The sequence below is a fragment of the Viridibacillus sp. NPDC096237 genome (assembly GCF_050278625.1).
Classification (GTDB): Bacteria; Bacillota; Bacilli; order Bacillales_A; family Planococcaceae; genus Viridibacillus.
This window is the reverse complement of sequence record NZ_JBNNTI010000030.1, coordinates 1-24,178: the sequence shown is the minus strand read 5'-3', so window position 1 is coordinate 24,178 and position 24,178 is coordinate 1. Positions and strand designations below refer to the sequence as shown.

Here is a 24,178-nt window from a genome sequence, read left to right as displayed (position 1 = left end):
TGCAGGGTCTCGTCTGTCTCGCTTTTCCCGCAGGAGTCGAGCGGTCGCTTCTCCAAACCAATAAAATGCTACCTTCTATTTTTCTATTGACTCATTCATTGTAATAATTGAAAGTACGAATAATCTTGAGGTGATGGTAAATGATGACGAGAGACCAAAATCATAAACACGACCAATAAAGATAGAAAATTAAGAGAAAGTTTAAAGCAGTTGGAATGAGCTCAACTAACTGCCTTTTGTCTTTAATCTGAAGCTATCTACTTAACAAATAGCTTCTTTTTATATACAGGATAGATCAGGTTTTCCGATGCTTACCGCTCGCTTTCCGCGGGCGAGGGCCGAGCCGCTTCGTCGCTACGCTCCTGCAGGGTCTCGTCTGTCTCGCTTTTCCCGCAGGAGTCGAGCGGTCGCTTCTCCAAACCAATAAAATGCTACCTTCTATTTTTCTATTGATTCATTCATTTTAATAATTGAAAGTACGAATAATCTTGAGGTGATGGTAAATGATGACGAGAAACCAAAATCATAAACACGACCAATTAGAGATAATTACAATTGAACAACTTGTTCACAAGACCGTTTAGTTCGCAAATTGTATGCTTTTCAATTACAAACTTCCTATTAGAAAACTAAACCATTTTAGCCCAATGTCTGCAGTTTTCATATAAATGCTCTAGCACGTTCAGCTGATTCGAAAATTAAATCTTGCAATTCAACTGTGTGACCATTTCATTTATTAATCTTTTTTCTAACTCCTCAATAGTTAACATTTTCATTCTCCTTTCCTGTTTCGCTTCATTTTCGTAATGCGCATTAATGCTTAGGTATAATATTTATTGATATCAAACCTTACAAAACTTTAATGTAATGTAATCAAATCAAATTGTTTTACATTGAAATGCATTATAAAATGTCTTTAGTTGATTTAAACAAAAGAGAAAATAAGATGATTGGAAGAATTTAATGAACAAAAAAATTACGATATTATTTGGTGCTGTTTCATTAATACTAGCTGCATGGATTTATTCCATTGTTAACCAAGGTACACCTAATGAATTTAGTGAAGAAACATGGCAAGATACTAAAGAAAAAGTCATACATACTACAGTTGAGTATTTTAAAAACGAAAGAAATATTGATGTTAAGATAGATCAAGTTAGTTCTTCAGGTGAATATGCAACACATGAAGTATATTTAGATGGTCATGTTGTTGGTAATGAGAATAAGAAAGTATCTGCTGTTGTAGATACTTCTGAAAAAAATTATCGAGTAACAACTGTTAATACGAACTTCAAATAATCCACTTTTAAGAACCCTTTGAACAGTTAATCTAAAGTTAGCTGTTCTTTTTTTTGCATATTTTCCTTCAATAACTTCTTAAAACGGCAAATCTGAATCATCCACTTGAATCTGTCCATTTGCTTGAGATAACGGATCATCATTAGTCCGTGGAAAACATGACAGCTTCAGTATGGTGCGACATTTGGCTTGAATTAAAAAAAAGCGATTGGAAACCTACTACTTTAATACGCAACAAAGGCGCCGCGAAAAACATATTAAACCTATGCTTGGTAATCAGAAACTAAATCAACTTGATAAGATTACTTATAGCGTATTTTCATTGAGCCTTTATTCAAAAAATATAAGCCACAATCTGTATTGACATGGCACCGCACTTTTGTAGCCATGGTTAACGCTGCAATAGACAGAAATATTACAACGGAATCGATTTACTAATATTTCTTTTAAAGAGGACGAAAAAGAGGTTGAAAATGTAATTAGTGCAAGTCAACTCAATCAATTACTTGGATATGCAAAAACAAAGAGTGATTTACAATACACAATTATCTATTTATTGGCATTTACTGGAATTCGTTGTGGCGAAGCGTGCAGACTAACCTGGAAAGATGTTAATTTTAAAACTGGTGAAGTTATTATTAATTAAACAAGAGATTATCTAGGAGTGCGATTACCAAAGACTCGCAATAGTTACAGAGTATTTAAAGTGGTTGACGATGTGTTAGAAATGCTAAAAAAGTATAAATTAACAGCGAAAAAAACACATTTAAGATTTGGACATAAATTCAATAAAGAATCTTATTTTTTATTTCTTCTAATTTCGGAAAGCCTATCAATACATCAGCTATTAGGAAAGCATTTAGAGTTGCAAGCGACACTTGGATTTAAGGTAAAAGCTCATACATTAAGACATACGTATGCAAGTTTGTTAATTAGTAGTGGAGTTGATGTTGTGACTGTTGTTAGCCGTTTGGGTGATACAGAAGAAATGGTGTTTAAAGTTTATGCCCATGCGGTAGACGAAAATAAAAACCAAACAATTGAAGTGTTCAAAAATATGCTAGAAAACAACTGATTTTTTATTTTTTTGCTCTTTTTGGGGGTCTTTTTGGGGGACCTTCCCCTATCAAGACCCCTAAACATTGATAAATAAAGGTTTTTATAAAGTAATCACTATCCATTTAATACGTAGCTTGCATAGTTTCCTTGAGTTGCGTACAAGCTTCAGAAATATCTACCTCGTGGCCAAGCTTTTGCAACGTTTCTCCTATTTTCACAATTGCTTCCTCTAACATTTCAGCTGTCGTATTGCCCATATGGCCAATGCGGAATGCTTTTCCCGCTAGATGTGCGAGTGATCCCGCTACAATTACACCTTTTTCTGCAAGTGTTGTGCGGAATTCTGCATCGTTAATCCCCTCTGGATACAGAATACAACTTAATGTTGGAGTAGCGGCCTCTTCTGAAGCAAGCGGTGTCATGCCATATACTTTTAAAGCAGACCTTACAGCTTTTCCATAAGTCCTATGGCGAGCAATTCGTGCTTCCATGCCTTCAGCTACAATATTTTTCATCGATACATCGTATGCGTAAATAAGATTAACTGGTGGTGTCGCGAAATAACTCGTTGGATTGTCCATTACTGGTCTCCAGTTATTGATATCAACATAGTATGCAGGAATTCGTCCTAATTTCTCTCTTGCTAGAAGTGCAGTTTGATTGAATGCTACAATGGCTAAGCCCGGTGGCACTCCGATTGCTTTTTGGGCCCCTGTTAAGATCACATCAATTTTATATTCTGGGTTACCATAGTTTTTTGACATATCTTCTTCCATTGCGGCAGTCGCACAAACACCATCTAAAATAAATAGAGCACCATGCTTTTTCACGACTGGTACTAATTCTTCTAAATTAGCTGCAACGCCTGTTGACGTATCTGCATGCGTTACAGTGACTGCCTTGTAACCACCTATTGTTAATTTTTCATCTACCTCTTCAATCGAAATATGTTGGCCCCATTCAGCTTGTAAAACATCTACCTCAATACCAAACGCTTGTCCTAGCTGAATGAATCGATCGCCAAAGTAGCCATGGCTAACTACTAGTACTTTCTCTCCTACTGCAACAGTATTAATCAATGCCATTTCCATCGCTAATGTCCCAGAACCAGCCACTACATATACTTCACCATCTGTATTGAACATTTTCTTTGTATTCTCTATCGCATTTTTGTAAATTGCTGCAAAACGTGGATCCGTATGTCCTCTCGTCTCGCTTGCAAGTGCATTATAAATTTCATCTGTTACCGGTGTAGGCCCCGGAATTAAAAGTAATTCTTCTTTAATCATAAAAATAGCCCCCTTGTCTCTGTGACTATCATATGTAATATATTGGTATCAAGTCAATAGAATTCAGAAAATTCACATTACAGTAATTAACTTTTTCGTTTCTCACTCGCCTCCAAAGTAAATAACTCTTCTATCGGCAGATCAAAGTATTGCAACAATTTCAAGGCTAATTCAAGACTTGGATTGTATTTATGATTTTCAATGGCGGTAATCGTTTGGCACGTAATTTGTAGTTGGGGAATGCCTTTTTGCTTACGAACTTCCTTTATACGATTATGAACCTTCATAACAATCCCTGCTTCCAAATATAAATATATCTTTACACAAAAAAAGTTACCCAACTTATTAGCAAGATAACTTTGATATAACTTCAAGATTGAGCTAATCTTCTCATCTCAAACTCTGTATATTTTTTCAGATTTTGATCTGAGTAATCATAAAAGTCTTGTAAATGGTCACTCCATTGTTCATTTTCAATAGAGATTATTTTTTCTTTTAATACTTGATCATTCCATATAGTCACTCGCAAAGTTACTGCTAAATCTAAAGCATCCTTTGTTATATTTGAAGTCGTTACTAGTATAGAAGAGTCGCAATCATAATAAACTTTTTCAACAGCAATTTTATGTACTTCATCCATATTGACTAAATTGACATTATTAATGCAACGGAACGCCACTTTACCGTTTGGCCCATCAGCAAATATGTCCACTTTAAAGTCACGATCATCTCGAGCTAGACGAATATTTTCAAAATCAAGTTTTTGCAATAATTTCGCCAAATACAATTTGAAATCATATGGGCTCATTTGATGAACTTTACGTTGACTAAAGAAATTACTATCGTATTTCTTTTTAACATTTCGCACAAACTCATTCACTTGATTTATTTTAGTTGGTGTTTGGAATTTCTCATGCACCTCAGCTTCATTTGCAAAAGGTTTCAGTAATATAGCTTCCTCTTTTTTCAACGCTTTCAAACTTTTAATAGCAGCTATCCAAAAATACCCCCCAAGAGCTATAAAACCTATGGCAACGAGTTGAACAATTGGCTGGAATAGGAACTGACTATACAGATCTTTTACTCCCGATAAGTATTCGGGTAAACTTCTAGGTGAATGAGTAAACAAAACGATGATTATTGGTAGGCATTCTAAGTAAAATGCTAACGCGGTACTCTTCCAAAGCTCATTCATTGCAATATGCCGTCTTTTTCGTATACCTGCTAATTCATCAGATTTTAAAATTTTCTCTTCTTGTAAAACAATTTTATGTATATTAGCTTCAGCACATTTAGGGCAGTACACAACAATTTTCTCGTCTACTAATACCTCAGCTGATTTCACTTTATGTATGTAACAACGATTTTCAGACATGCTAAATCTTCTCACCAACCTAAACAAAAATAAATATAAAGACCTATTATTTCATCGATAATTGTAACTATCACTTATTATATAATAAGTAAATGATTATTCAATGATATTAAAATACTACATTATTGGAACATGATATACAAAAACACCATACAAAACACCCATTATTTAGAATAATATACAAATTTCTTCACTCGTATCTCCAAATAATTTTCAATTCCATTGAATAAAAAGCGTTCAGCAGATGGTCTGCCAAACGCATTCATATTTTTTTTTCAATTAGACAAACATTTTTTGAAAAGATCAAATTTATTATTACATCTACAGAAATCAATTCGGCGTTTTTTTCATATGAATTATTAGCGATTAAAGTACCTTTAATTACTAACTTTTCCATTCACACTGTCAATTAGCTCTGATATGGTGACAAATTTGTACCCTTGCTTTTGAAGTTCAGGTATTATTTTCTCAAGCGCTTTTAAAGTTTGAGTTCTATTCCCGCCTCCGTCGTGAAATAGAATCACATCACCTGGCTTAGAACCTTTCAATACTTTATTTATGATCTTTTGAGACCAAATTCCTTTCCAATCTTCTGTATCTTGATGCCAAGACCAAATTACAACTTTATATCCATTCTTCGTGGCAATATCGATCATTTTTTCATCATATTGCCCACCTACAGGACGAAACAGCACTGGAGAAAAGCCTGTAATACCGTATATAATTTCATTGGTCTCTTTTAGTTCTTTTTCAAATTGCTTAGGCGTTGTCTTATACGGATGTGTAAATGTGTGGTTAGCTAATTCATGTCCTTCGTTATATTCCCGTAAAACTAAATCAGGATGCTTTTCTGCATTTTCCCCAATAACAAAAAAAGTAGCTTTGGCTTTGTATTTAGCCAATAAGTCTAAAATTTGTCCTGTGTATCGTGGATGTGGTCCATCGTCAAATGTAATGGCGATAATCTTCTCTTTGGTATTAATATCCCAAAGCATTTGCCCTGTTCCTTCATAGTATCGCCGTCCCTTGTCAGCAGCGATACTGAAACCAGCGTAAAATACTGAGATGATTAATGCACAAACAGTTAGTATTAATATATGCTTACGTGTCAATACATCACCTACCAAGCTTAATAATTATTTCAAGAAACGCCGTTACCTTAATATTTACTGAATGCAATAAATTATACTTTCTGATAAACCAACTTCCATAAAGAGCACTTAACTTAAACTGTGTAAAAAGTTTCCTTAAAATAAATTCACGGATTTTTTCGGGTATAATTATGTTGTCTAGAGGAAAAATTAACTTTTACAAACAATGTAATCTCATAAAATGAATAATGTTCTACATACTAAAAAAATTAAGCATATAGTGTTTTCTTCCGGTTAAGAATTATTAACTCTTCACTTTTTTTCGATTTTCCATGAATCCAGGACTAATAAATGAATATAATAATTCCTACTACAAATTCTAAAATAAATAGCTTTTTACTTCGGGAAATATTAAATCAGACGTATAGGAGGATTATATATGAACATTTCAATCGAATGGATATACAAAACGCCAAGAGGAACGGAAACCACATTTCGCTCTGAGGAGATGCCTGCTACAAAAGGACTAATAATTGCCGAAGACATTGAGCGAACAGGTCGTGTTAAAAGTATTACATTTACCGATTCGTTCGACAGCACTTGGACGATTAAGGAATTGAAACGATATATTAAAGAAATTGAAACCGAACCGCATAATATAACAGTTTATTTCGATGGCGGATTTGATCGCTCGACTAGCACATCGGGTTTAGGCTGTGTTATATATTTTGAACAAAGTGGGAAATCGTATAGGCTGAGGAAGAATGCTCCTTCTGAGGTACTGAAATCAAATAACGAGGCAGAATATGCAGCGCTTCATTTAAGTCTAAAGGAGCTAGAAAGATTAAATGTACATCATCTACCTGTCGTTTTCATTGGAGATTCTCAGGTTGTCATCAACCAGATGAGCGGGGAATGGGCGTTATTAGAGAAAGAATTATCGTCCTGGGCCGATCGAATTGATGAGAAATTAAAAGAACTTGGCATTCGTCCTAGCTACGAACTTATACCACGTAAAGAGAATTCCGAGGCAGATCGTCTTGCTACACAAGCACTTAATGGAATCGAAATCACTGCACAACTTGAGCTGACAGTAGATACTGATTGATTCACCCTATATATGTAATACTTAAATTAATAGACTCGTTAAAAATTTAGAAAAAAACAATGATTTTCGTCCTCTAACGTGTTATTTTTGTTGAAGAGAAATTGAATAAATGGTCAATTTTCTTATAATAGACAACTATTTGGGCAACGACTAAATCAGATAGCTTTTCCAGCACAACTATGGTAGCATTAACTACTATATAATAATGAGGACGTGAATTTTTTTGATCAAAATTGAAATGCCAAAACCAGACGTAGTAATTCGTCAACGTGAACAAAAAATTAAAGAAGGGGACGCGATTATCCCTTCAATTTATGGATTTATTGATTTCCATGAAATCCCTCGTGATAAAGGCGGCTTTTTCATGTTCTTTAACAAAGAAAATGAGCTTTTATTCGTAGGTAAAGCACGTAAAATCCGTCAACGTGTGAAAAAACACTTTGAAGATAACGTTTCACCAATTAAAGATCACCGTAACGAAGTTCATAAAATTGAAGTATTCGTTGTTGAAGATCAAATGGAACGTGAAATTTATGAAACTTTTGCTATCAATCATTTCCGCGCGAAATACAATACTGAAAAAGTATTCTTTTAAAAACAATGAAGCGTTCAACCTGTGCTCTAGCACTTGTTGAACGCTTTTTTAATGCAATATAGTCCAATCCTTTCCTATCAAGTTAAATAACTACTAAGAAGTTTTTCTTAATAATCCACAAAAAAATGTTACTAACTATTAGCACCAGGTGTTAATATAAAGAGGAATCAATTTATGATTATGGAGGAAAACATATTGTTAGACACACAAAAAATACAAGAAATCATTAAACATCGCTACCCTTTTCTATTAGTTGATCGAGTAATAGAATTAGAAGAAGGGAAAAGAGCAGCTGGTATTAAAAATGTAACAGCAAATGAAGAATTTTTTAATGGACACTTCCCTGGTTACCCAATTATGCCCGGTGTATTAATTGTAGAGGCATTAGCTCAGGTAAGTGCAATTGTAATGCTTACTAAAGAAGGCAATGAAGGACGTTTAGGACTTTTAGCCGGAATTGATAAATGCCGTTTTAAACGCCAAGTAAAACCGGGAGACCAACTTCGTCTAGAAGTAGAAATTACTCGAGTAATAGGTCCTATTGGGAAAGGTAAAGGAATCGCTACTGTAGATGGAGAAATTGTTTGCGAGACAGAATTAATTTTTGCCTTTGGTGATTGATTGAATATTCAAATTACTACAAGAAGGAGAAATAGAGAAAGCAGCCGGAAATTAAAATCGGCTGCTTTCATGTTTTTACCCTGCTATATTCTTGTCCAACCATAGGTAAGTAACTCTAATTTTTTACCACCGATTTGTATTGTATTTGAATCGATGAATTCTGCACCCATCGCCTCATAAAAGCGACAAGATGAATTGTCTTCTAAAACTTTAACAATCGAAGAACTGTAATTCAATTTTTTAAACCCTGCAAATAGCTGATGTAACATAGCTTTGCCAATCCCTTTTCCCTGTTCTTCCTGAAATAAATAGATAGCAGTAACATCCGCATCATAGTTCGGGTATTCACCTTCTTGTGTTTTAGAACCAGAAGTAAACCCTACGATTTGTTCTTCTTCATTTACAGCTACAAGAATAAGATTCCCTTCACTTTCGATACTACGCTGCCATAATGCTTCCCTACTGCTATATGTTAGATTGTCTAAGAAGTCTTGTCTCATAATGCCTTTGTAGGTAGTGCGCCAACTATCTACATGTACTTTCGCAATACCTGCTACATCTAGAATTGTTGCCTGTCGGACAGAATAATTCATAGTCTAACCTCATTTTTTTGTAGAATTACTGTGTACATCATAGCTTCATTTAAAGATACTCTTTCATGATATACCCAGCTATTATAGTCCATTTTGCCACCTGGAATAATCTCTTCAATAGATAATGAAGTACTTGTTATCAGTTTTTCAAATTCTACTACATCATAGCAACGCAAGGATTGTTGCTTTTTTTCATCTGGATTTTCTGACAGCCACCAAGAATCTAACATTCTATTATTCTCTAAATCGTAGTCATATTGTCTATGAATCTTCTGAGATATCTTAACAAATTGACCTGCCGTTTTTCTCCAGTAATTAGGAGCATATACATCTATGAAAGCTTTACCACCAGGTTTTAACCAGATATCTATATTACTGAGTAATAATTGCTGGTCTTCATCTGCTCCAACACCAAAACCATCCCAATAACAGATGGCATCGAATTTATCAGCAAACTGAATAGTATAGAAACTATCATGATGAACGTGCATTCGCTTGGTCACATTATTTTCTTTAGCGAGATGAATCATTTTCTGAATTGCTAGTTGGATTATATCTACAGTAGTAACCTGATGTTCTCGCAACGCTGCAGCAACTGCGAATTCACCGTTTCCACTACCTAATTCTAATAGATGCAACGGCCCTTGCTGACTATTTTTCTCTACTAATCCGACTAATTCATGATGATACTGGCCTATTGCCACTCCAGTGAATTTATTCATCCATTCGTATTGCTTATCATAAAATTGATCATTCTTTTTCATTATTTACACTCCTTTTTTAATAGCTGAAAGGGGTGTTATTTAATTAATGCTCGAATACCCATTTAAAATCATTCCTTTTATTTGATAAAAACATTGTAACATATTGGAAAAATATTTTATACTGAATATTTAATTATTTCGTTAATTTTCACTGTTGATATTGTTAAAAAGGGACCTTCTAATTAGGAGCTCCGGAAGCAGACTTCTATTCCCATTCTGCTTCTAAACCATATTTTCAAATAATAATTCCATTATTGTTCAATTAATTTTAACTGTGGGAATATAAAACTTTTTCATTAAAATAAATCCTTTTTCACAATGACCCTAGCATCTTCAGCTTCAATAAACGCCAAATCACCTTCGAGATTTGGATACATTGGAATGTATACGAGCTGATAATACCCTTCTGAATCATCAGTATATTCCTTACGCCATTGCAGCTCAACATCAAACAAGCTGGTGAATAATTCTTTTGCCTGTTCCTTGGAAATAGCAGGTTCAGAAGGAAGGCCGGCGATTAATTCCGGGTGAATATCAGGTCCCAGATAATTATCGATATGTCCAGTGGTTCGATTGACAGTTATGCATGTAAATCCGAATCTTAAGTGAATGCCACAATGATACAATTCTAAGTGAAAACATGCATTTGTCTCGTCTTCTTCTGTATCTGCCTTCATGCGGAAAAACTGATCAGCTTGCGGATAAAGTTTATATAAAAACTGCATGGCAATTTCCTCACATTCATTCATGCTTAATTGTAATGATCCTTTTCGATCAAGAAAAGAATATACACCTTTTAGCCGACCGCTATCTTTATAAGTGATAATTTTAATCGTTTTATCATTTCTTTGTTTGAAAAAGCCTTCGAAGCTACGATCGGAGAGTTCAGGTTCATCTTTGGCTATTCGCCAGACTGTACCAATCGTATCGCCCATTTCTTGCTCACGAATTTGTTGGAAAATGGAACGATCCAATCCGATAAAAGCATCTACATCCTTTGTTGTTGTTTTCGTTGGTTTAGGTAACGGGATGAGCTGTCTTGAAATCTCTTCTTCCCTTTCGATTTCTGGAGTTTTTCCATCAGCTAGTAGTTGATGGCTTCGCAAGCACGGTTCATACATGAGATGTGACAAATCATCGCCCTCCTCATATACTTCCTTGCTAAGAACATCTATTGTCGTTTCCATTATTAATTCATTTAATAAAATACTTCTTGCCTCGTCTTTATGTATAATCTTATCGGGATGAATAATCTTTTCTGCTACTCCATCGTAACGAAAGCACACAATTTCACCACTCTTTGTTATTTCAACAAAAAAACCCGTGAGGGGAAGGAATAACTCTAATTCATATTGGCTATATGTAAACTGCAATCTACCGCCCTGTCTTTCTTTTATTTTTTCAAGGGTAAATTGTTCGAATGCATTTGGGTAATGATCAAAAACAAATTGTAATGCCAGTTCCTGTAAGCGTTCGTTTGCTAAGTGCTCTATTGTGCTTTTCGAAGAAGTATACTTTGTTAAACCAATTAGTTGACTATCTCGGTCTAATGTAACCCAAATTCCATTTTCTTCATCATGTGGGTCTTTCCAGACGAAAATAGTATCGCTATCCAGTTCGTTTTCTCTGTAATCTTCAATTTCAAGCTCATATCCAGATGGAATACCCCCAATTGCTTGCGCTTTTTGTTTTAATTGTTCTTTTATCATACATATCTTCCCTTCGATTGCACGCTTTTCTGCAATTCCATTAGTCTTTTAGTTTAATTAGTTGTTGGATAATCACCTTTTAACTATGATTATTTTAATATAGCTAAGAAAGATAGATACCTGAAACGGGCTAAGTATTAACCCCGAATAAAGTCACTTTTTTTAAAGTGTCTACTATCCGGGGTTCAGTTCTTACATTAGAATCAAGAATCAAGTTTTTATTTTTCATGTTATGCTACTATTTTTCCCTTTAAAGCTTCTTCAATTTTATGTTGACACTTGATTTGATAACTCTTTCGACTTAATTTCTCATTATTAAATCGCCCAATTATTTGTCTAACATCTTTATCATGTACAATTAATCTTTTCAATTCAGCATCCTCTAATAAAGACATATACCAATTTTGTTTTTTTATTACTTCGATATTTTTTGAAATATCTTCTTCATCTGGTCTAAAAAATGGTAAATAAATTACTAAGTTTAGTACATCAAGAATAATGGACATAAATCGAACCTCCTATTAATTTACACTAACGTATTTTATTTACGTTGCAATTAAGATAAAGTTTCACATTACTATAAATCAAATACTTTAATTGGTCTCGTTCTTGATTTTGGTTTCTCGTCATCATTTTCCATCACTTCAATATTATCTTACTTTCAATTATTAAAATGAATGAGGAAATAGAATAGTAGAAGGTAGCATCTTATTAGTTTGGAGAAGCGTCCGCTCGACTCCTGCGGGAAAGCGAGACAGACGAGACCCTGCAGGAACGTAGCGACGAAGCGGCTCGGCGCTCGCCCGCGGAAAGCGAGCAGTAAGCTTCGGAAAACCGGATCTTTCCTGTGACATAGCCAGATGAATAGAGATTCCTTCGTTTTAAATAAGCTTTTGTAGAAGATAACTAAGTAAATAAAAAAGATACTCATACCCATCTACTACTGGGATAAGTATCTTCCGCTTTATTATTCTGTTATTCCGCTAAATATTGGTGGTTCTTCAATTTCTGATTTCATATCATCTATTGTCAGTGTTAGCCTTTGCAATTTATATTGTGTAGAAATGTTGGATTGAGCTCTAGATATGCTATTATTTTGATCTTCGATTTGTGTACTAGCAATTAATGCTTGATGTGATAATCTTATGCTTTTAATCTTCACTAATGTTTCAATCAGTGAGAGACGTTCCTTTTTTGTCACTATAAGATCCTTTTGCTCAATGAGCTGTCCTACAAATGTCTCCACAAATTCTTTTGCTTCTAAAATATTATTAAAACTATTTAACTGTCTTATTGCTTTTTCCAACTGTTGCTTCTTTTTCTTTCGTTCAGTACTGATTAAACTGACCTTTTTTAAAATTCTAGTGAGATGGCTACTCGCAATATTGTTCAATTGCTGATTTATTTTTTCATATTCGTTGAAAAGCTGAGTTTCCAATTCAAGAATTTTATTGTATTGTTGATCGATTATCTTATGTAATGCCTGAAGTGGCTCAGTCAACTTACTCGATCGTTCACTTTGTTGCTCACTATTAATCTTTGTTTTCAACCCACGTTTCCTCGCTATATGTCGCTGATGATTAGCGCCATGGTTAAACTCTTTCTTGTAACCTTGAAGCAATGTACGATATTCTCTAACAGCCTTTAAATAGTCATTTGCATACTCGACAAAGACCATAACATCGAAAGTTTTTAAATGCGGATTGTTAGAAATTACTTGTATTAACTGATAAAGCGTTTGCACGTCTTTAAAGACAAGACTAGCTTGACGATACTCTCTTTCAAACGTATTCAACTTTTGATATTCATCTTTTTCTCGAGTGGATTCCGTTTGTTTTTCTAATTGGTGCTCTTCTAATAAGTTATATGCCGATAGATAGGGCTCTCTTTGTGGAATTAACTCCACTTCTGTTTGGAACCTCTTTAGCCATTTTATGAAACGATCCATTATTAAATACACATGGTCTGATTGGCTGGCATGTGATTTCTCGATTTCTTGTAATAGAAAATCGAACTGACTTTGTTGCCATTTCTCTTCATCCAACGAAACTGCCTCTTCAGCATTCTTTACAGAGATTCCTATTATCTTACGGAAATAGCGTGACAACATTTCACTTTTTTCCGCAATAAATTGATCGTACGCCGATTCATGAATATCAATTGCATTAATGATGGCAAGGGGTTTGTTTTTCCTCTCTTGTAATTTTCCAAGTAGCTTTAACTCGCTTTGTGTAGGCTTAGTATCGCAGTGGAATATCCAATACAAATCATCCGCACGATTTAAAATGGACTCTTTAACATATGCTGATTCCTCGTTAATAGGTTCTAGAGGTATTGTATCAATTAAGGTAACCTTTTTTAATAAATCATTATTTACATAAACCTCTATATAATCTAGATTTTCACGTAAGATTTCCGCACTAAACGTATCAGATGTCGTAAATAGCTCCACTTTATCAAGGTCAAAACTCGCAACTTGACCATCAAGAAAATAAGCCTTAACTTCTTCTATTTGACCGTATCGAATCATTGTGTTGACAGCTGTAGCCCTTGCCATTTTCGACGGTAATACAGTTCTTTTAAGAAGTGCATTTACTAGACTTGTTTTACCTGATCCAGTCATTCCTATAAGTAAAATCATTGTTTGATTTTGAGCATCTTCTATAATTCGCTCAAGCACTTTATTGGTTCCTTTAACATAAGTATTCGTAGAGAGAATCATATTCAAACTTTTTAGCTTAGCTACGAATTGTTGTAAAAACTCATTAGGTTCATTTTTGTTCCAACGAATAAGCGGTGATTCTTCTAGATGATGTATATTTCTTAGGTCCTTATCCATATTAACCAAACCCCATTTCTAATAGTACTAATTATACAGCAAAATTATATCGTTATAATTAAAGAAAACAAAATCAATGAAAAAATAGGGCAAAACATCGTCCACACACCGCTAAACCCAAGACTATTGAACAGAGAAATGAAGTATTTTATAGTATATTTATAAATTAAATATTAATTTTCAGCTATTTTTATCAAAAATACCATAATGTCTATTTACTCTATATAGAAAATGAATGATTATGGGTATTAATAACCATAATCATTCATTTTCACTCAAGATGATATTGGGAGAATATCTAATTTCCTTTGTAATTCAGAATAAAATTCTTGTTGCTCTATGAGTTCTTTATGATTGCCGCGCTCTATTATTTCTCCGTCTTTAATAACAAGTATTTTATCGGCATTTTCAATCGTTTTTAAACGGTGTGCTATAACAAAACTCGTACGACCTATCATTAAATGCTTTAGGCCTTTCTGAATTTGTACCTCAGTTCGTGTATCTACACTAGAAGTAGCCTCATCAAGAATAAGAATATCAGCATCTTCTAAAATGGCCCTTGCAATTGCCAACAATTGGCGCTGTCCTTGACTTAAATTCGTTCCACCTGACTTAATTTCCGTTTGATATTGAAGAAATTTGCAGTCGTCTTTTTCTCTTGTCCAAACAACGTAATAACTCCAGAGCCTGTGAAAATAAGTAATTGTATTATATAAATCCATTCGTATATCCGTTGCAAAATGGATGGCTGTCCTTGCATTGAAGATGCAATGGACTTAATTCAACCGACTATTATGCAACATATTATAGATACAGGTATTGCTAATCAAGATCATACATACGTAGTGAAAATGGGCCTGCTAATGATTGTTAGTGCATTGGTAGGGCTTTTAAGAGGAGTCACTTCGACAACCACCAATAATGGCCCTAAAATCACCAACCATTTATACGGTTTTAAAAACTGTAAAATTCTTTTAACAGCTTGCATAGTCTTCCTCCAATTTCGAAAAATTAAATAATTATATCATATTGTTTGACGCATTCTCATTCAGCCAATGATTGTCCATTTGACATATACTTGCTTTTTCATTAATAGTACTTTATAATTACTTCCAACATATAGAAATACGCGTTGATGAGGAAAAGTAGAGTAAATTAAGTTGCCAAGAGAACTTCTGTCGGTGGGAATGAAGTGAACTTAACTATTCGAAAATGACCTCTGAGCTTCGTACCGAACGATTTATTTAGTAGGCTACGACGAGAAAGGCACTCGTTATAACAGCAGCTGTATCCCTTAAATGGTGTACTGATGAAGGTAAATAGTGTGAGCTGTTTGCAAATGAAGGTGGTAACACGAGTATATATCCTCGTCCTGATCAATTAATTTGATTGGGGCGAGTTTTTTTATTTTAGGAGGGAAATTATAAATGAGTATTGTTATTGGAGGAGCTTGGCCTTATGCGAATGGATCATTACATTTAGGGCATATTGCTGCATTATTACCAGGAGATATTTTGGCTAGGTATTATCGATTAAAGAAAGAACAAGTTCTTTATGTATCTGGTAGCGATTGTAATGGGACACCTATTTCTATCCGAGCAAATCAAGAAGGTGTTACCGTAAAAGAAATTGCAGATCGATATCATGAAGAATTTACTACTTGTTTTAACAAACTCGGTTTTACTTACGATTTATATACGCGTACGGATGCCGAACATCATCATCAAACCATTAAGAGTATTTTCCTGGACCTACTAGATTCCGACTTTTTGTATAAAAAGACAATTGAACAAACATACTGTGAACATGATCAGCAATTTCTTCCGGACCGTTTTGTAGAAGGAATCTGTCCAGTTTGCTGTAGTAAGGCTCGCGGTGATCAATGTGATCATTGCTCAACTATATTAGATCCACTTGATTTAATCGATAGAAGATGTAAAATATGTGGAAATCAACCCATCGTAAAAGAAACTGAACATTTTTACTTTGCATTTAGCAAGTTGCAAAACGCTTTAGAACACTATGTTCAAAATGCAAAGGAACAAAAAGCATGGCGCCAAAATGCAATCGACTTATCTGAACGATACTTATCTGAGGGCTTACCCGATAGAGCCGTTACAAGAGATTTACCTAACGGAATCGATGTACCAATAGACGGGTTTGATGGTAAGAAAATATATGTATGGATTGAGGCAGTGTCAGGATATTATACAGCCAGTTTAGAATGGGCAAAACAACATCAGGAAAACGTTCAAAATATCTGGAATAACGACACAATCTCTTATTACGTTCACGGCAAAGATAATATTCCCTTTCACACAATCATTTGGCCTGGTATTTTGATAGGGCTTAATAGCCCAACCCTCCCTACTCATATTGTGTCAAATGAATACTTAACACTTGAGAAACGAAAGCTCTCTACAAGTCGAAACTGGGCAGTATGGATACCTTATATTATTGAAAAATATGATGCTGATACAATTCGTTATTTCTTGACAATCAATGCACCAGAAAACCGTGATACAGACTTTTCTTGGCGCGAATTTATTTATAGCCATAATAGCGAACTCTTAGGGGCTTATGGAAATTTTGTGAATAGGACATTAAAATTTATCGAAAAATCATTCGATAAACAAATTCCAAAAGGCGTTCTTAATGATTCAATAAAACTTCACACGCAAAAGCTCTATAATGAGGTAGGTATTGCGATTGAACAAGGGCATTTTAAAACACCACTTGAAGAAATCTTTTCTTACATCCGCTCAGCCAATAAATATTTTGATGAGCAGCAACCATGGTTACAGGTAAAAAATGATGAAATTGGATGTACAAATACACTTGCAACATGTGTCTATATTATTGCGAATTTATCGCAATTACTAGAACCATTCATACCATTCTCAACAAAAAAGATTCGCAATATGCTTGGAATTACAGATATATCTTGGCATGAATTAATCGAATTACCGACATCCGTTCAATCTGTAGAACCTTTGTTTGAACGATTGGACATTGCGCTAATCGATGAAGAATATCAACATCTTTTAAGTCAAAGCAACTCAGATAGATAAACAAAAAAAGCTTTCGATAAATGGCTAGTCCATTCGTTGAAAGCTTTTTACACAAAAATAATTAAGATTCTTCTTTTTGTACCTTGCCATACTTGCCTCCACCACCAACTTCTATTAATAACTCACCTTTGCGAGACTGATCAATATAACGAACTAATTTTTCGGGCACTACTGCTGTTAGTTCTTTGTAGCTAGCTTTATGCAATATATTCATTTCTGTCCCAATAGCAAGAAGCAATCGATCTAGCGATTTAGGTCCGAGCCCTGGTATAAAATCTAGTGGAACTTGATGAATATATGGAGGCCTTTGTCGTACACTCTCCTCACTTTCAGATAGTTCTTTAATTCTCGTGGCAACACCTTTAATAATGTTATGTTTATGACATATTGGGCATTCAGATACGCCTTCATCTACTTTTGCAGCACATCCAGCACAAACCGTTTGATGGTATTTACCAAGTAATGGGTTTAAGCCGTAATTAGCGACGATAGCACGTCCACCTTTTTCTTGAAGAGCTTTTTGTAATTCAGCAAAACTTGCATGATTAAGCCTCACCTTTTGATATTCCCTTGCAATTTTACCTACTGAATGGGCATCTGAATTCGTTAAAAAGGTATATTGTTCTAACTCTTTAATGCCTCTTACCATATACGTATCAGAACTTAAACCAAGCTCAATACCGTCGATTATAGCTGGATCAAACACCTCACTTAAACTAGATAAAACACCTTTACCATATAAGCTTTTAAAAGGGGTAAAAACATGTGCAGGAATAAATAAACCTCCAAGTGAATGCACTTTCTTTTGGAGTGTAATACCATCGCAGTAAATACGCTGAGAGCTTAAATTGATATTCTTCACATAGCCACTCATCCACATTGAAAAAGTTTTCATAATTTCAATAGTAGGAAAATAGGCAAGAACATGAATTGGTCCATGACAATTCTCGTCGTAAATTTCAATTTCAGAACCAAGTATCAAAGTAGCTTGCCCAAACTGTAACCCTCCATCAACAAGTTCCACCATCTCGCCGTTTTGTATCATCTCTTCAATTTCTTCGATAACCTCAGGTGAATGGCAATCTATTATACCTACTAGGTCAATACCTTTCCGTTCACTCGCTGCTTCTAAAATGCGCCTTAAAGTTAATCTCTTACTACCGGTAATTTTAACGGGCCTACCACTTTTGGTACGACCAATATGAATATGTAAATCTGCGTAAATTTCCTTCACTTTTTTCAACACCTTCATAATTAATTTTTTTCAATTTGAAGTTGAAATAGTTCGATTACAGAAGTTAACAGAATATATGATGTTTCACTATATTGCTCTAATCTTATGTTTCACTTTTCTCCAAAGTATTATACCTAAACGTATTGAAGCAATTATTAATGCTCTAAGCCTCGTAATATCAGTTTATGAGCTATCTAGTAAATGCACCATTGTTCGCCACACTATGGAAAATAAAAAAGACAATAAAAAACCGACTCTCAAAAGAGAGTCGGTTTTTCGACAGCTAGTTCAAATTAAGCTTTTTGAACGTTAGCAGCTTGAGCGCCACGAGCGCCTTGCTCAACGTCGAAAGTAACTTTTTGACCTTCGTCTAAAGATTTGAATCCTTCACTTTGGATTGCTGAGAAGTGTACGAATACGTCATCTCCGTTTTCGCGTTCGATAAATCCAAAACCTTTTTCTGCGTTAAACCATTTTACTGTACCTTGTTCCATTATTGTTGCCTCCTAGTGTGATATCCACACATTGTATTACTATCCTTGTCCAAAGTGATGGTCCAGACGACAAGTCAAACTTATACTGCCCTTTGCACCGAACAAAAATAACTAACTTCATAATACCATGCACTTACGAAATATGCAAGTGTTATGAAGAATAAAAAACAAAAGAACTGATTTCCACATTACATTTTCCCTCTCAAATAGCTCACAAACCTTGTCAAATAGGGCTTTTCATTAAAATTCAATCTTTTAAATTATTTTGAAAATATTTTAAAATATACCTTTATTATAATTTTTTTCCTATTAGTTATTATTTTATTTTGATTAAATTGATGATCTTGCCCTTCTATTTAATGACGCCTAATTTGGAAACTTCTTTCATCTAATGTTCCTTCAATTTTAGTATGTCCATTTTTTATTTATTCAACCTCTTTTAGCATTTTTTCTATATTCACGATACGCTTATTCATTTCTGTTAGCGTTTTTTGTTGAACTTGTAGATTTTCACGTTCTATTTGCAATCTCTCATCCGCACGTCTGTTGTATTTTTTCATTGTATAGATGACGAACATAATCGCAATTAGTACTGGCATAAATACTGATAGAAAATTCAATATTAAAAAAATCGAGTCACCTAATCCTGTGTCAAAAACCATACTCATCTCTTCATTCCCCTTTTTTCTTTTTATTTTTGAATGTTAATGTAGGCACTACTGACTTAATCATTTGCTCGTTAATGTCTAACTGGAAAGATATTAGTTCATAAAACTTCATTACCTTACACTTTCGGAGATCTCCATATAACTCGAAATCAAGCCTACTTCCTCTAATTTTTGTATATGTAAGTACAATAGAGGCCTACTAATGCCCAAATCTCTTGCTAGTTGGCCAACATATTGCTTACTTTCTGAAAAGACACCGATAATTTTCAATCGATGTGGATTAGACAAAGCTTCCAAAATCTTTTGTAATTCATTACCGTTATTTATATTTTTCATATGTAAGTATTTTATACGGGTCATATCCAAAATCAACCTTAGTTAGAAATAGAACCTCAAAAAGGTTTTATTTCACCCTTTTTGAGGTTCTATTTTTACAATTTACGCTTTGCTTCTATTAATCGTTGAAATTCACTCTCAAGTTCCTTTGTAGGTTCTATACTGAGTCGTCCTAATACTTCAGATATCTTCAAGTTTAATATTAATAATTCATTTTCTTTATTATCGGGTGCACTCGTTTTCTTTGTTTGCACTCTCTCTTTCAAAGGTCCTTCAAATAGTCGTATTTTTTCTTTTTCAATTTTCAGCTGACTGGTTGAAATATTTTCTATAAAGCGTCGATCATGAGATACGAAGATAATTGTTCCTTCGTATTCTTTTAGGAGCGATTCAAATGCTTCAACTGCATCTATATCAAGAAAATTCGTCGGTTCATCTAACATCAACGTATTTACATCACTAACAAAAATTTTGGCAAGTGCTACTTTTACCCTCTCACCACCACTGAGCACCCCTACCTTTTTATACACATCATCTCTATAAAAATGGAGTCTTGCCAACACAGTTCTAATAAATGTCTCATCTTGTACCGATAGTTCAGTAACATTTTCTAAAATAGTTTTCTCAACATTTAACACATTTAAGTTTTGACTAAAATAACCGATCTTCACTGCAGGTGAAAGGGTAATACCTTTTTCTTGTTCATGGATTTTCTTTAATAAAGTCGTTTTTCCACTACCATTATTCCCGGTAATGGCGATCTTATCTCCTCCACGAATTTGGAAACTGCTTTTCTGCCACAGCAAACGCTCACCAATTCGACCTTCCACATCTTCTACTCGAATAATGATTTTGCCTTTCACTGTTTCACCGTTTGGTAAATCCATTTTAATCGCAACTGGATTTTTTAATTTCTCCACTTTTTCTAGCTGCCCTAATCTCGTTTCAATTGCTTTAGCTGTTTTTTGTAGTTTCTTTTGCTTTTTCGCAAAATACGGTTTTGTCTTGGACGCTTCTAATTGACTCACCGTTTTCGGAACTTTTGCAGCTCTTGCTGCTTTCTTTTCTTTTATTACTAACGCTTCCTCTAACTTTTTTTTCTTTGTTGTATATTTTTCGTAAGATGCTTCGTGTTGTTTTTTTTCTATTTTCTTTTGCTCAATATAGTCGGAATAGTTCCCTTTATATTCTTTTAGTCCACCGTTTTCTAGCTCCCAAATTTTCGTGCAAACTGCATCTAGAAATGCGCGGTCATGGGATACGATTAATAATGCGCCGCCCCTTTTTAGTAACTCTCCTTCAAGCCATTCCACATGATGCGTGTCTAAATGAGTTGTCGGTTCATCTGTTATTAGTAGACGGGCACTCTTTGCTAATGCATCTTGTATATATGCCTTTGTGACTTCCCCACCACTTTTTACGGATGTCGATTCCTTTAACTGTGGTACAAGTTCTAGCGGACTGTAAGCTTTCACATAACCGCTCTCTGGCTCTTTCAACGCTGCTAACACTTCCAGCAACGTCGTTTTTCCAGAACCATTTTTACCGATTAAACCGATGCGGTCATGGTCATTGATTTGTAATTTCTCTATATTGAAAACTTCTCTATCCCTAATTGAATACTGCAATTTATGTGCTTCTAATAACATCATAACAATCTCTCCCCTCATGTATCGGGGCAAAAAAATGCCCCCTATTACAATCAGAATAGGAGGCATGGGTGCACAGAAAAAAGAGACGTCTCTTTTTTTGTCCAACACATGAATACAATTCCTATTCTGAAAACACTGGAATGAAGGCATTTTGAATAAACAGAGTATTTCATCTGATTTTAAATGCGATTCATTCTGAGCTTTCGAAAAATAGGATTAGTACTTCATGTAATTGGGTCACCCTTTCGTTTTTAGTTACATTTAATATACAAAATTTCACTCGTAATGTCTACTCCACTAACTAAAAATAATCAATAAAACTTGGTACTGCGTTTGGCAGGATTGCTTCAAGTAAAGCAATAGATGCAGTATCACCTTTTAATCTTTCTATACTATGCAAATAGGTTGGACGCTTATAACCAAGGAACATCGTCACAAACGTTTGTACCGTCATTTGTACAGTATTAGGCTCGAGCTCATTGCAAATCTTCTCAACTGCCACTTCACCTGATTGGACAGTGATTTCAAAGGTACCATGATTCCATTCAAGAAGTGAATCCATGATAGCTAATCGAATAAGGAAATTCGAACTTGCAAAAGGATATCGCTCGAGAAATTTTTGTACATCAATAATTCTTGCCATAAAATACGGGGAGACATTTTGCTTAATCTCACTATCCTCCATTAAAAAAGCAATCGCATCATTACCAGAAGTTTTACCATACACATGATAAATCATTGAGCGATGTGCATGTACAAAGTTCCATAATGCTTTTCGCGCAACTTCCTTCAAATAGACAAGCTCATCAATATAGAAATCTTCCTCCATAATGCGGTAAAACATATATCCGAGCGCTAATCCATCATCGTCATAGTACACGGCAGCCTGCAATTTTGTATCGCTACCTTCAAACTTCTCTTCCCAATAAGATTCTTGAAATTTCTCATTCCAAGCTATTGCGTTGCGTTTCATTGCACCATGCGTATTGCGTGCATACCTATTGTATACGTCACGAAGATCTGAAAAGTCATCTTTCATACGTCTTACTTGTCCTGGAATATCTCTGTAAAAGGGCAATTGTGTATCTTTTACTTGATACTCTAGAATATCGCTCATAATTTCAAATCCCTTTTTGCGATAATAAGGAATTGAATACGGGAATAAATAAGCTATATGTCGCCCTTCTTTACGCATCCTTTTCATACTTTCAACCATTAGTGTATGCATCAAACCATGGCTTGAATACTCCGGATACGTACCAACAGCTGTCATGCCACTCATATCATAAATCGTCCCATGAATATTTACTTGAAATGGTAAATTTAAAATTTGTGCGACAAGTTGCTCTCGATCGAACCAACCAAGCGCTAGCCCTTCATCGAACTGTTTACTTTTAGCATTTACAAATAATCGGTCCTTATTTATAGATAAAGAAATTTGAAACACATAGTTTAATAATTCAATTGACTGTCCGATTTCGGATTGTGGAATTTCCCGCATAACTAATTCTTTGGACCTTCCCATTCAAAAGCCCCCTTATCTCTTCAACTCTTATTTAAAATATAACCAAGTTTTCTTCATTTTGTTCTAATTCCAACATTATATTATGTTAAACTAGGTAAAATTCTTTAAGGAGGGATTTTCTTGAAATGGAAAAATAGCATTACTCTCTTTATTTTCTTTTTGTTTAATGGCCTTAACTAATCATACTTCTGCTACTACATGGGTGTATTCACTCGTTACTTGGGATGGCTACGTTTATGAAGTAACTGATGAACTTGTCACTGAAATAGACAAAGAAATTGGTCATGTCACGAGTTATTCAGATATGGAATCACTTGGTGGGAACTTTTCGATATAAAAAAGGAACTAAATACTTCTCAGTTAAAGGTATTAGTACGAAGAAAGCAATTGCTGTTCAAGTAAAGGATGGACAGTTTTTGAAGGCGGTTATGAGGCATGAACAACAATCCACTGTGCTCAATACGATAGGGAACAAACACTTTTTCTCTGTCGGGGCTGGTATTATTGTTTTGATATTGATGATCATCGTTATTATTAGGCGCTTTAAATAAAACTGCCAAGAGCTACATATTGTAGTTACTTAGTTATTATAGTAAAACCTATATTATTATTTTTCGGCGTACTGATAATATGAAATAAGATAAAGAATATGTAGCTATGATAAAGGAGAGTATAATGTACACAATTGGACAAGTAGCTAAATTTTTAGGTGTATCTAGAGATACCTTGAAATTTTATGAAGAAAAGGAATTAGTAAAGCCTTGGTATGTCAACACTAAACTGGACAACTTTTATAAGGACTGCTGCTTGAATTCCACCGGTGTTAAATAGCCCAGTGTTCCATGAATTCGAATAT

25 protein-coding genes, 2 pseudogenes and 1 other annotated feature are annotated in these 24,178 nt (G+C 34.6%); of the genes and pseudogenes, 11 read left to right on the top strand and 16 right to left on the bottom strand.

Going from position 1 to position 24,178, the window contains the following annotated elements; all coding sequences use genetic code 11:
• The first annotated feature begins 963 nt into the window (after positions 1-963).
• The 5 genes from ACQKMD_RS15480 to ACQKMD_RS15460 all read left to right on the top strand — a co-directional run bounded on the left by ACQKMD_RS15480 (position 964) and on the right by ACQKMD_RS15460 (position 2,374).
• Positions 964-1,299 carry a hypothetical protein gene (locus ACQKMD_RS15480; protein ID WP_427753038.1) on the top strand — a complete coding sequence of 112 codons (336 nt, stop codon included), beginning with the start codon at positions 964-966 and terminating at the stop codon, positions 1,297-1,299.
• Positions 1,300-1,457: 158 nt separating this feature from the next.
• On the top strand, positions 1,458-1,586 hold the full coding sequence (locus ACQKMD_RS15475) for a hypothetical protein (protein WP_427753037.1): 129 nt from the start codon (positions 1,458-1,460) through the stop codon (positions 1,584-1,586).
• Entirely contained in the window at positions 1,556-1,663 is a 108-nt protein-coding gene (locus tag ACQKMD_RS15470; RefSeq protein ID WP_427753064.1) for a hypothetical protein, read from the top strand. Before ACQKMD_RS15475 ends, ACQKMD_RS15470 begins: the two co-directional genes overlap by 31 nt.
• Before the next feature lie 48 nt (positions 1,664-1,711).
• The gene (locus ACQKMD_RS15465; RefSeq protein ID WP_427753063.1) at positions 1,712-1,945 is read left to right on the top strand and encodes a tyrosine-type recombinase/integrase; all 234 of its coding nucleotides are present in this window, start codon (positions 1,712-1,714) and stop codon (positions 1,943-1,945) included.
• 72 nt (positions 1,946-2,017) lie between these two features.
• Positions 2,018-2,374: a hypothetical protein gene (locus ACQKMD_RS15460; protein WP_427753036.1), complete on the top strand. Its 357-nt coding sequence runs from the start codon at positions 2,018-2,020 to the stop codon at positions 2,372-2,374.
• 106 nt (positions 2,375-2,480) lie between these two features.
• Here the strand turns inward: ACQKMD_RS15460 and ACQKMD_RS15455 are convergent, their stop codons facing one another.
• The 4 genes from ACQKMD_RS15455 to ACQKMD_RS15440 form a co-directional block, all read right to left on the bottom strand.
• Positions 2,481-3,647 (bottom strand): pyridoxal-phosphate-dependent aminotransferase family protein, encoded by a 1,167-nt coding sequence (locus tag ACQKMD_RS15455; RefSeq protein WP_427753035.1) that lies wholly within the window; start codon positions 3,645-3,647, stop codon positions 2,481-2,483.
• An 86-nt stretch (positions 3,648-3,733) separates the two neighbouring features.
• Entirely contained in the window at positions 3,734-3,934 is a 201-nt protein-coding gene (locus tag ACQKMD_RS15450; RefSeq protein ID WP_427753034.1) for a helix-turn-helix transcriptional regulator, read from the bottom strand.
• Positions 3,935-4,017: 83 nt separating this feature from the next.
• Positions 4,018-5,022, bottom strand: coding sequence for a restriction endonuclease (locus tag ACQKMD_RS15445; protein ID WP_427753033.1), 1,005 nt, complete (start codon positions 5,020-5,022; stop codon positions 4,018-4,020).
• A 377-nt stretch (positions 5,023-5,399) separates the two neighbouring features.
• On the bottom strand, positions 5,400-6,134 hold the full coding sequence (locus tag ACQKMD_RS15440) for a polysaccharide deacetylase family protein (protein WP_427753032.1): 735 nt from the start codon (positions 6,132-6,134) through the stop codon (positions 5,400-5,402).
• Positions 6,135-6,552: 418 nt separating this feature from the next.
• On the opposite strand from ACQKMD_RS15440, the gene ACQKMD_RS15435 reads away from it, so the two are divergent.
• From ACQKMD_RS15435 to fabZ, 3 genes are all read left to right on the top strand, one after another.
• A complete protein-coding gene (locus tag ACQKMD_RS15435) occupies positions 6,553-7,221 on the top strand; it encodes a ribonuclease H family protein (protein ID WP_427753031.1) in 669 nt (222 codons plus the stop codon).
• Positions 7,222-7,444: 223 nt separating this feature from the next.
• Entirely contained in the window at positions 7,445-7,816 is a 372-nt protein-coding gene (locus ACQKMD_RS15430) for a nucleotide excision repair endonuclease (RefSeq protein ID WP_053416132.1), read from the top strand.
• Between the two features lie 195 nt (positions 7,817-8,011).
• On the top strand, positions 8,012-8,437 hold the full coding sequence (fabZ, locus tag ACQKMD_RS15425) for a 3-hydroxyacyl-ACP dehydratase FabZ (protein ID WP_427753030.1): 426 nt from the start codon (positions 8,012-8,014) through the stop codon (positions 8,435-8,437).
• Between the two features lie 83 nt (positions 8,438-8,520).
• Here fabZ and ACQKMD_RS15420 read toward each other — a convergent pair whose 3' ends face one another.
• The 6 genes and pseudogenes from ACQKMD_RS15420 to ACQKMD_RS15395 all read right to left on the bottom strand — a co-directional run.
• Positions 8,521-9,030 (bottom strand): N-acetyltransferase family protein, encoded by a 510-nt coding sequence (locus tag ACQKMD_RS15420; protein ID WP_427753029.1) that lies wholly within the window; start codon positions 9,028-9,030, stop codon positions 8,521-8,523.
• The gene (locus ACQKMD_RS15415; RefSeq protein ID WP_427753028.1) at positions 9,027-9,794 is read right to left on the bottom strand and encodes a class I SAM-dependent methyltransferase; all 768 of its coding nucleotides are present in this window, start codon (positions 9,792-9,794) and stop codon (positions 9,027-9,029) included. Before ACQKMD_RS15415 ends, ACQKMD_RS15420 begins: the two co-directional genes overlap by 4 nt.
• A 296-nt stretch (positions 9,795-10,090) precedes the next feature.
• Positions 10,091-11,503, bottom strand: coding sequence for a YcdB/YcdC domain-containing protein (locus ACQKMD_RS15410; protein WP_427753027.1), 1,413 nt, complete (start codon positions 11,501-11,503; stop codon positions 10,091-10,093).
• A 230-nt stretch (positions 11,504-11,733) separates the two neighbouring features.
• Complete coding sequence (locus ACQKMD_RS15405) at positions 11,734-12,009, bottom strand: hypothetical protein (protein ID WP_427753026.1); 276 nt, start codon at positions 12,007-12,009, stop codon at positions 11,734-11,736.
• A gap of 461 nt (positions 12,010-12,470) precedes the next feature.
• Positions 12,471-14,342 carry a dynamin family protein gene (locus ACQKMD_RS15400; protein ID WP_427753025.1) on the bottom strand — a complete coding sequence of 624 codons (1,872 nt, stop codon included), beginning with the start codon at positions 14,340-14,342 and terminating at the stop codon, positions 12,471-12,473.
• Between the two features lie 275 nt (positions 14,343-14,617).
• Positions 14,618-14,974: pseudogene (locus ACQKMD_RS15395) on the bottom strand (ATP-binding cassette domain-containing protein); the annotation flags it as partial.
• 491 nt (positions 14,975-15,465) lie between these two features.
• Positions 15,466-15,720, top strand: a binding site (T-box leader).
• Between the two features lie 49 nt (positions 15,721-15,769).
• Here ACQKMD_RS15395 and metG point away from each other — a divergent pair.
• Complete coding sequence (gene metG, locus ACQKMD_RS15390) at positions 15,770-17,413, top strand: methionine--tRNA ligase (protein WP_427753024.1); 1,644 nt, start codon at positions 15,770-15,772, stop codon at positions 17,411-17,413.
• Positions 17,414-17,474: 61 nt separating this feature from the next.
• On the opposite strand, the gene ACQKMD_RS15385 is transcribed toward metG, so the two are convergent.
• From ACQKMD_RS15385 to ACQKMD_RS15360, 6 genes are all read right to left on the bottom strand, one after another.
• Positions 17,475-18,647: an endonuclease Q family protein gene (locus ACQKMD_RS15385; protein WP_427753023.1), complete on the bottom strand. Its 1,173-nt coding sequence runs from the start codon at positions 18,645-18,647 to the stop codon at positions 17,475-17,477.
• 293 nt (positions 18,648-18,940) lie between these two features.
• Entirely contained in the window at positions 18,941-19,141 is a 201-nt protein-coding gene (gene cspC, locus ACQKMD_RS15380) for a cold shock protein CspC (RefSeq protein ID WP_010331195.1), read from the bottom strand.
• A 425-nt stretch (positions 19,142-19,566) separates the two neighbouring features.
• Positions 19,567-19,809 carry a hypothetical protein gene (locus ACQKMD_RS15375; RefSeq protein ID WP_427753022.1) on the bottom strand — a complete coding sequence of 81 codons (243 nt, stop codon included), beginning with the start codon at positions 19,807-19,809 and terminating at the stop codon, positions 19,567-19,569.
• A gap of 111 nt (positions 19,810-19,920) precedes the next feature.
• Positions 19,921-20,169, bottom strand: coding sequence for an ArsR/SmtB family transcription factor (locus ACQKMD_RS15370; RefSeq protein ID WP_427753021.1), 249 nt, complete (start codon positions 20,167-20,169; stop codon positions 19,921-19,923).
• A 71-nt stretch (positions 20,170-20,240) separates the two neighbouring features.
• Entirely contained in the window at positions 20,241-21,797 is a 1,557-nt protein-coding gene (locus tag ACQKMD_RS15365) for a Vga family ABC-F type ribosomal protection protein (RefSeq protein ID WP_427753020.1), read from the bottom strand.
• Between the two features lie 301 nt (positions 21,798-22,098).
• Positions 22,099-23,322, bottom strand: a complete 1,224-nt coding sequence (locus tag ACQKMD_RS15360; RefSeq protein ID WP_427753019.1) for a GNAT family N-acetyltransferase — start codon at positions 23,320-23,322, stop codon at positions 22,099-22,101.
• 317 nt (positions 23,323-23,639) lie between these two features.
• Between ACQKMD_RS15360 and ACQKMD_RS15355 the strand changes: the two genes are divergently transcribed.
• Both ACQKMD_RS15355 and ACQKMD_RS15350 read left to right on the top strand, forming a co-directional pair.
• Complete coding sequence (locus ACQKMD_RS15355; protein WP_427753018.1) at positions 23,640-23,873, top strand: hypothetical protein; 234 nt, start codon at positions 23,640-23,642, stop codon at positions 23,871-23,873.
• A gap of 124 nt (positions 23,874-23,997) precedes the next feature.
• Positions 23,998-24,120 (top strand): annotated as a pseudogene (locus ACQKMD_RS15350) (MerR family transcriptional regulator); the annotation flags it as partial.
• Positions 24,121-24,178 lie beyond the last annotated feature (58 nt).

Excerpts from the sequence above, each read along its gene's own strand:
- ACQKMD_RS15480 (WP_427753038.1), top strand. The coding sequence starts at position 964 with ATGAACAAAAAAATTACGATATTATTTGGTGCTGTTTCATTAATACTA.
- ACQKMD_RS15475 (WP_427753037.1), top strand. The coding sequence starts at position 1,458 with ATGACAGCTTCAGTATGGTGCGACATTTGGCTTGAATTAAAAAAAAGC.
- ACQKMD_RS15455 (WP_427753035.1), bottom strand. The coding sequence starts at position 3,647 with ATGATTAAAGAAGAATTACTTTTAATTCCGGGGCCTACACCGGTAACA.
- ACQKMD_RS15450 (WP_427753034.1), bottom strand. The coding sequence starts at position 3,934 with ATGAAGGTTCATAATCGTATAAAGGAAGTTCGTAAGCAAAAAGGCATT.
- ACQKMD_RS15445 (WP_427753033.1), bottom strand. The coding sequence starts at position 5,022 with ATGTCTGAAAATCGTTGTTACATACATAAAGTGAAATCAGCTGAGGTA.
- ACQKMD_RS15435 (WP_427753031.1), top strand. The coding sequence starts at position 6,553 with ATGAACATTTCAATCGAATGGATATACAAAACGCCAAGAGGAACGGAA.
- ACQKMD_RS15420 (WP_427753029.1), bottom strand. The coding sequence starts at position 9,030 with ATGAATTATTCTGTCCGACAGGCAACAATTCTAGATGTAGCAGGTATT.
- ACQKMD_RS15415 (WP_427753028.1), bottom strand. The coding sequence starts at position 9,794 with ATGAAAAAGAATGATCAATTTTATGATAAGCAATACGAATGGATGAAT.
- ACQKMD_RS15410 (WP_427753027.1), bottom strand. The coding sequence starts at position 11,503 with ATGATAAAAGAACAATTAAAACAAAAAGCGCAAGCAATTGGGGGTATT.
- ACQKMD_RS15405 (WP_427753026.1), bottom strand. The coding sequence starts at position 12,009 with ATGTCCATTATTCTTGATGTACTAAACTTAGTAATTTATTTACCATTT.
- ACQKMD_RS15400 (WP_427753025.1), bottom strand. The coding sequence starts at position 14,342 with ATGGATAAGGACCTAAGAAATATACATCATCTAGAAGAATCACCGCTT.
- metG (WP_427753024.1), top strand. The coding sequence starts at position 15,770 with ATGAGTATTGTTATTGGAGGAGCTTGGCCTTATGCGAATGGATCATTA.
- cspC (WP_010331195.1), bottom strand. The coding sequence starts at position 19,141 with ATGGAACAAGGTACAGTAAAATGGTTTAACGCAGAAAAAGGTTTTGGA.
- ACQKMD_RS15375 (WP_427753022.1), bottom strand. The coding sequence starts at position 19,809 with ATGAGTATGGTTTTTGACACAGGATTAGGTGACTCGATTTTTTTAATA.
- ACQKMD_RS15370 (WP_427753021.1), bottom strand. The coding sequence starts at position 20,169 with ATGACCCGTATAAAATACTTACATATGAAAAATATAAATAACGGTAAT.
- ACQKMD_RS15365 (WP_427753020.1), bottom strand. The coding sequence starts at position 21,797 with ATGATGTTATTAGAAGCACATAAATTGCAGTATTCAATTAGGGATAGA.
- ACQKMD_RS15360 (WP_427753019.1), bottom strand. The coding sequence starts at position 23,322 with ATGGGAAGGTCCAAAGAATTAGTTATGCGGGAAATTCCACAATCCGAA.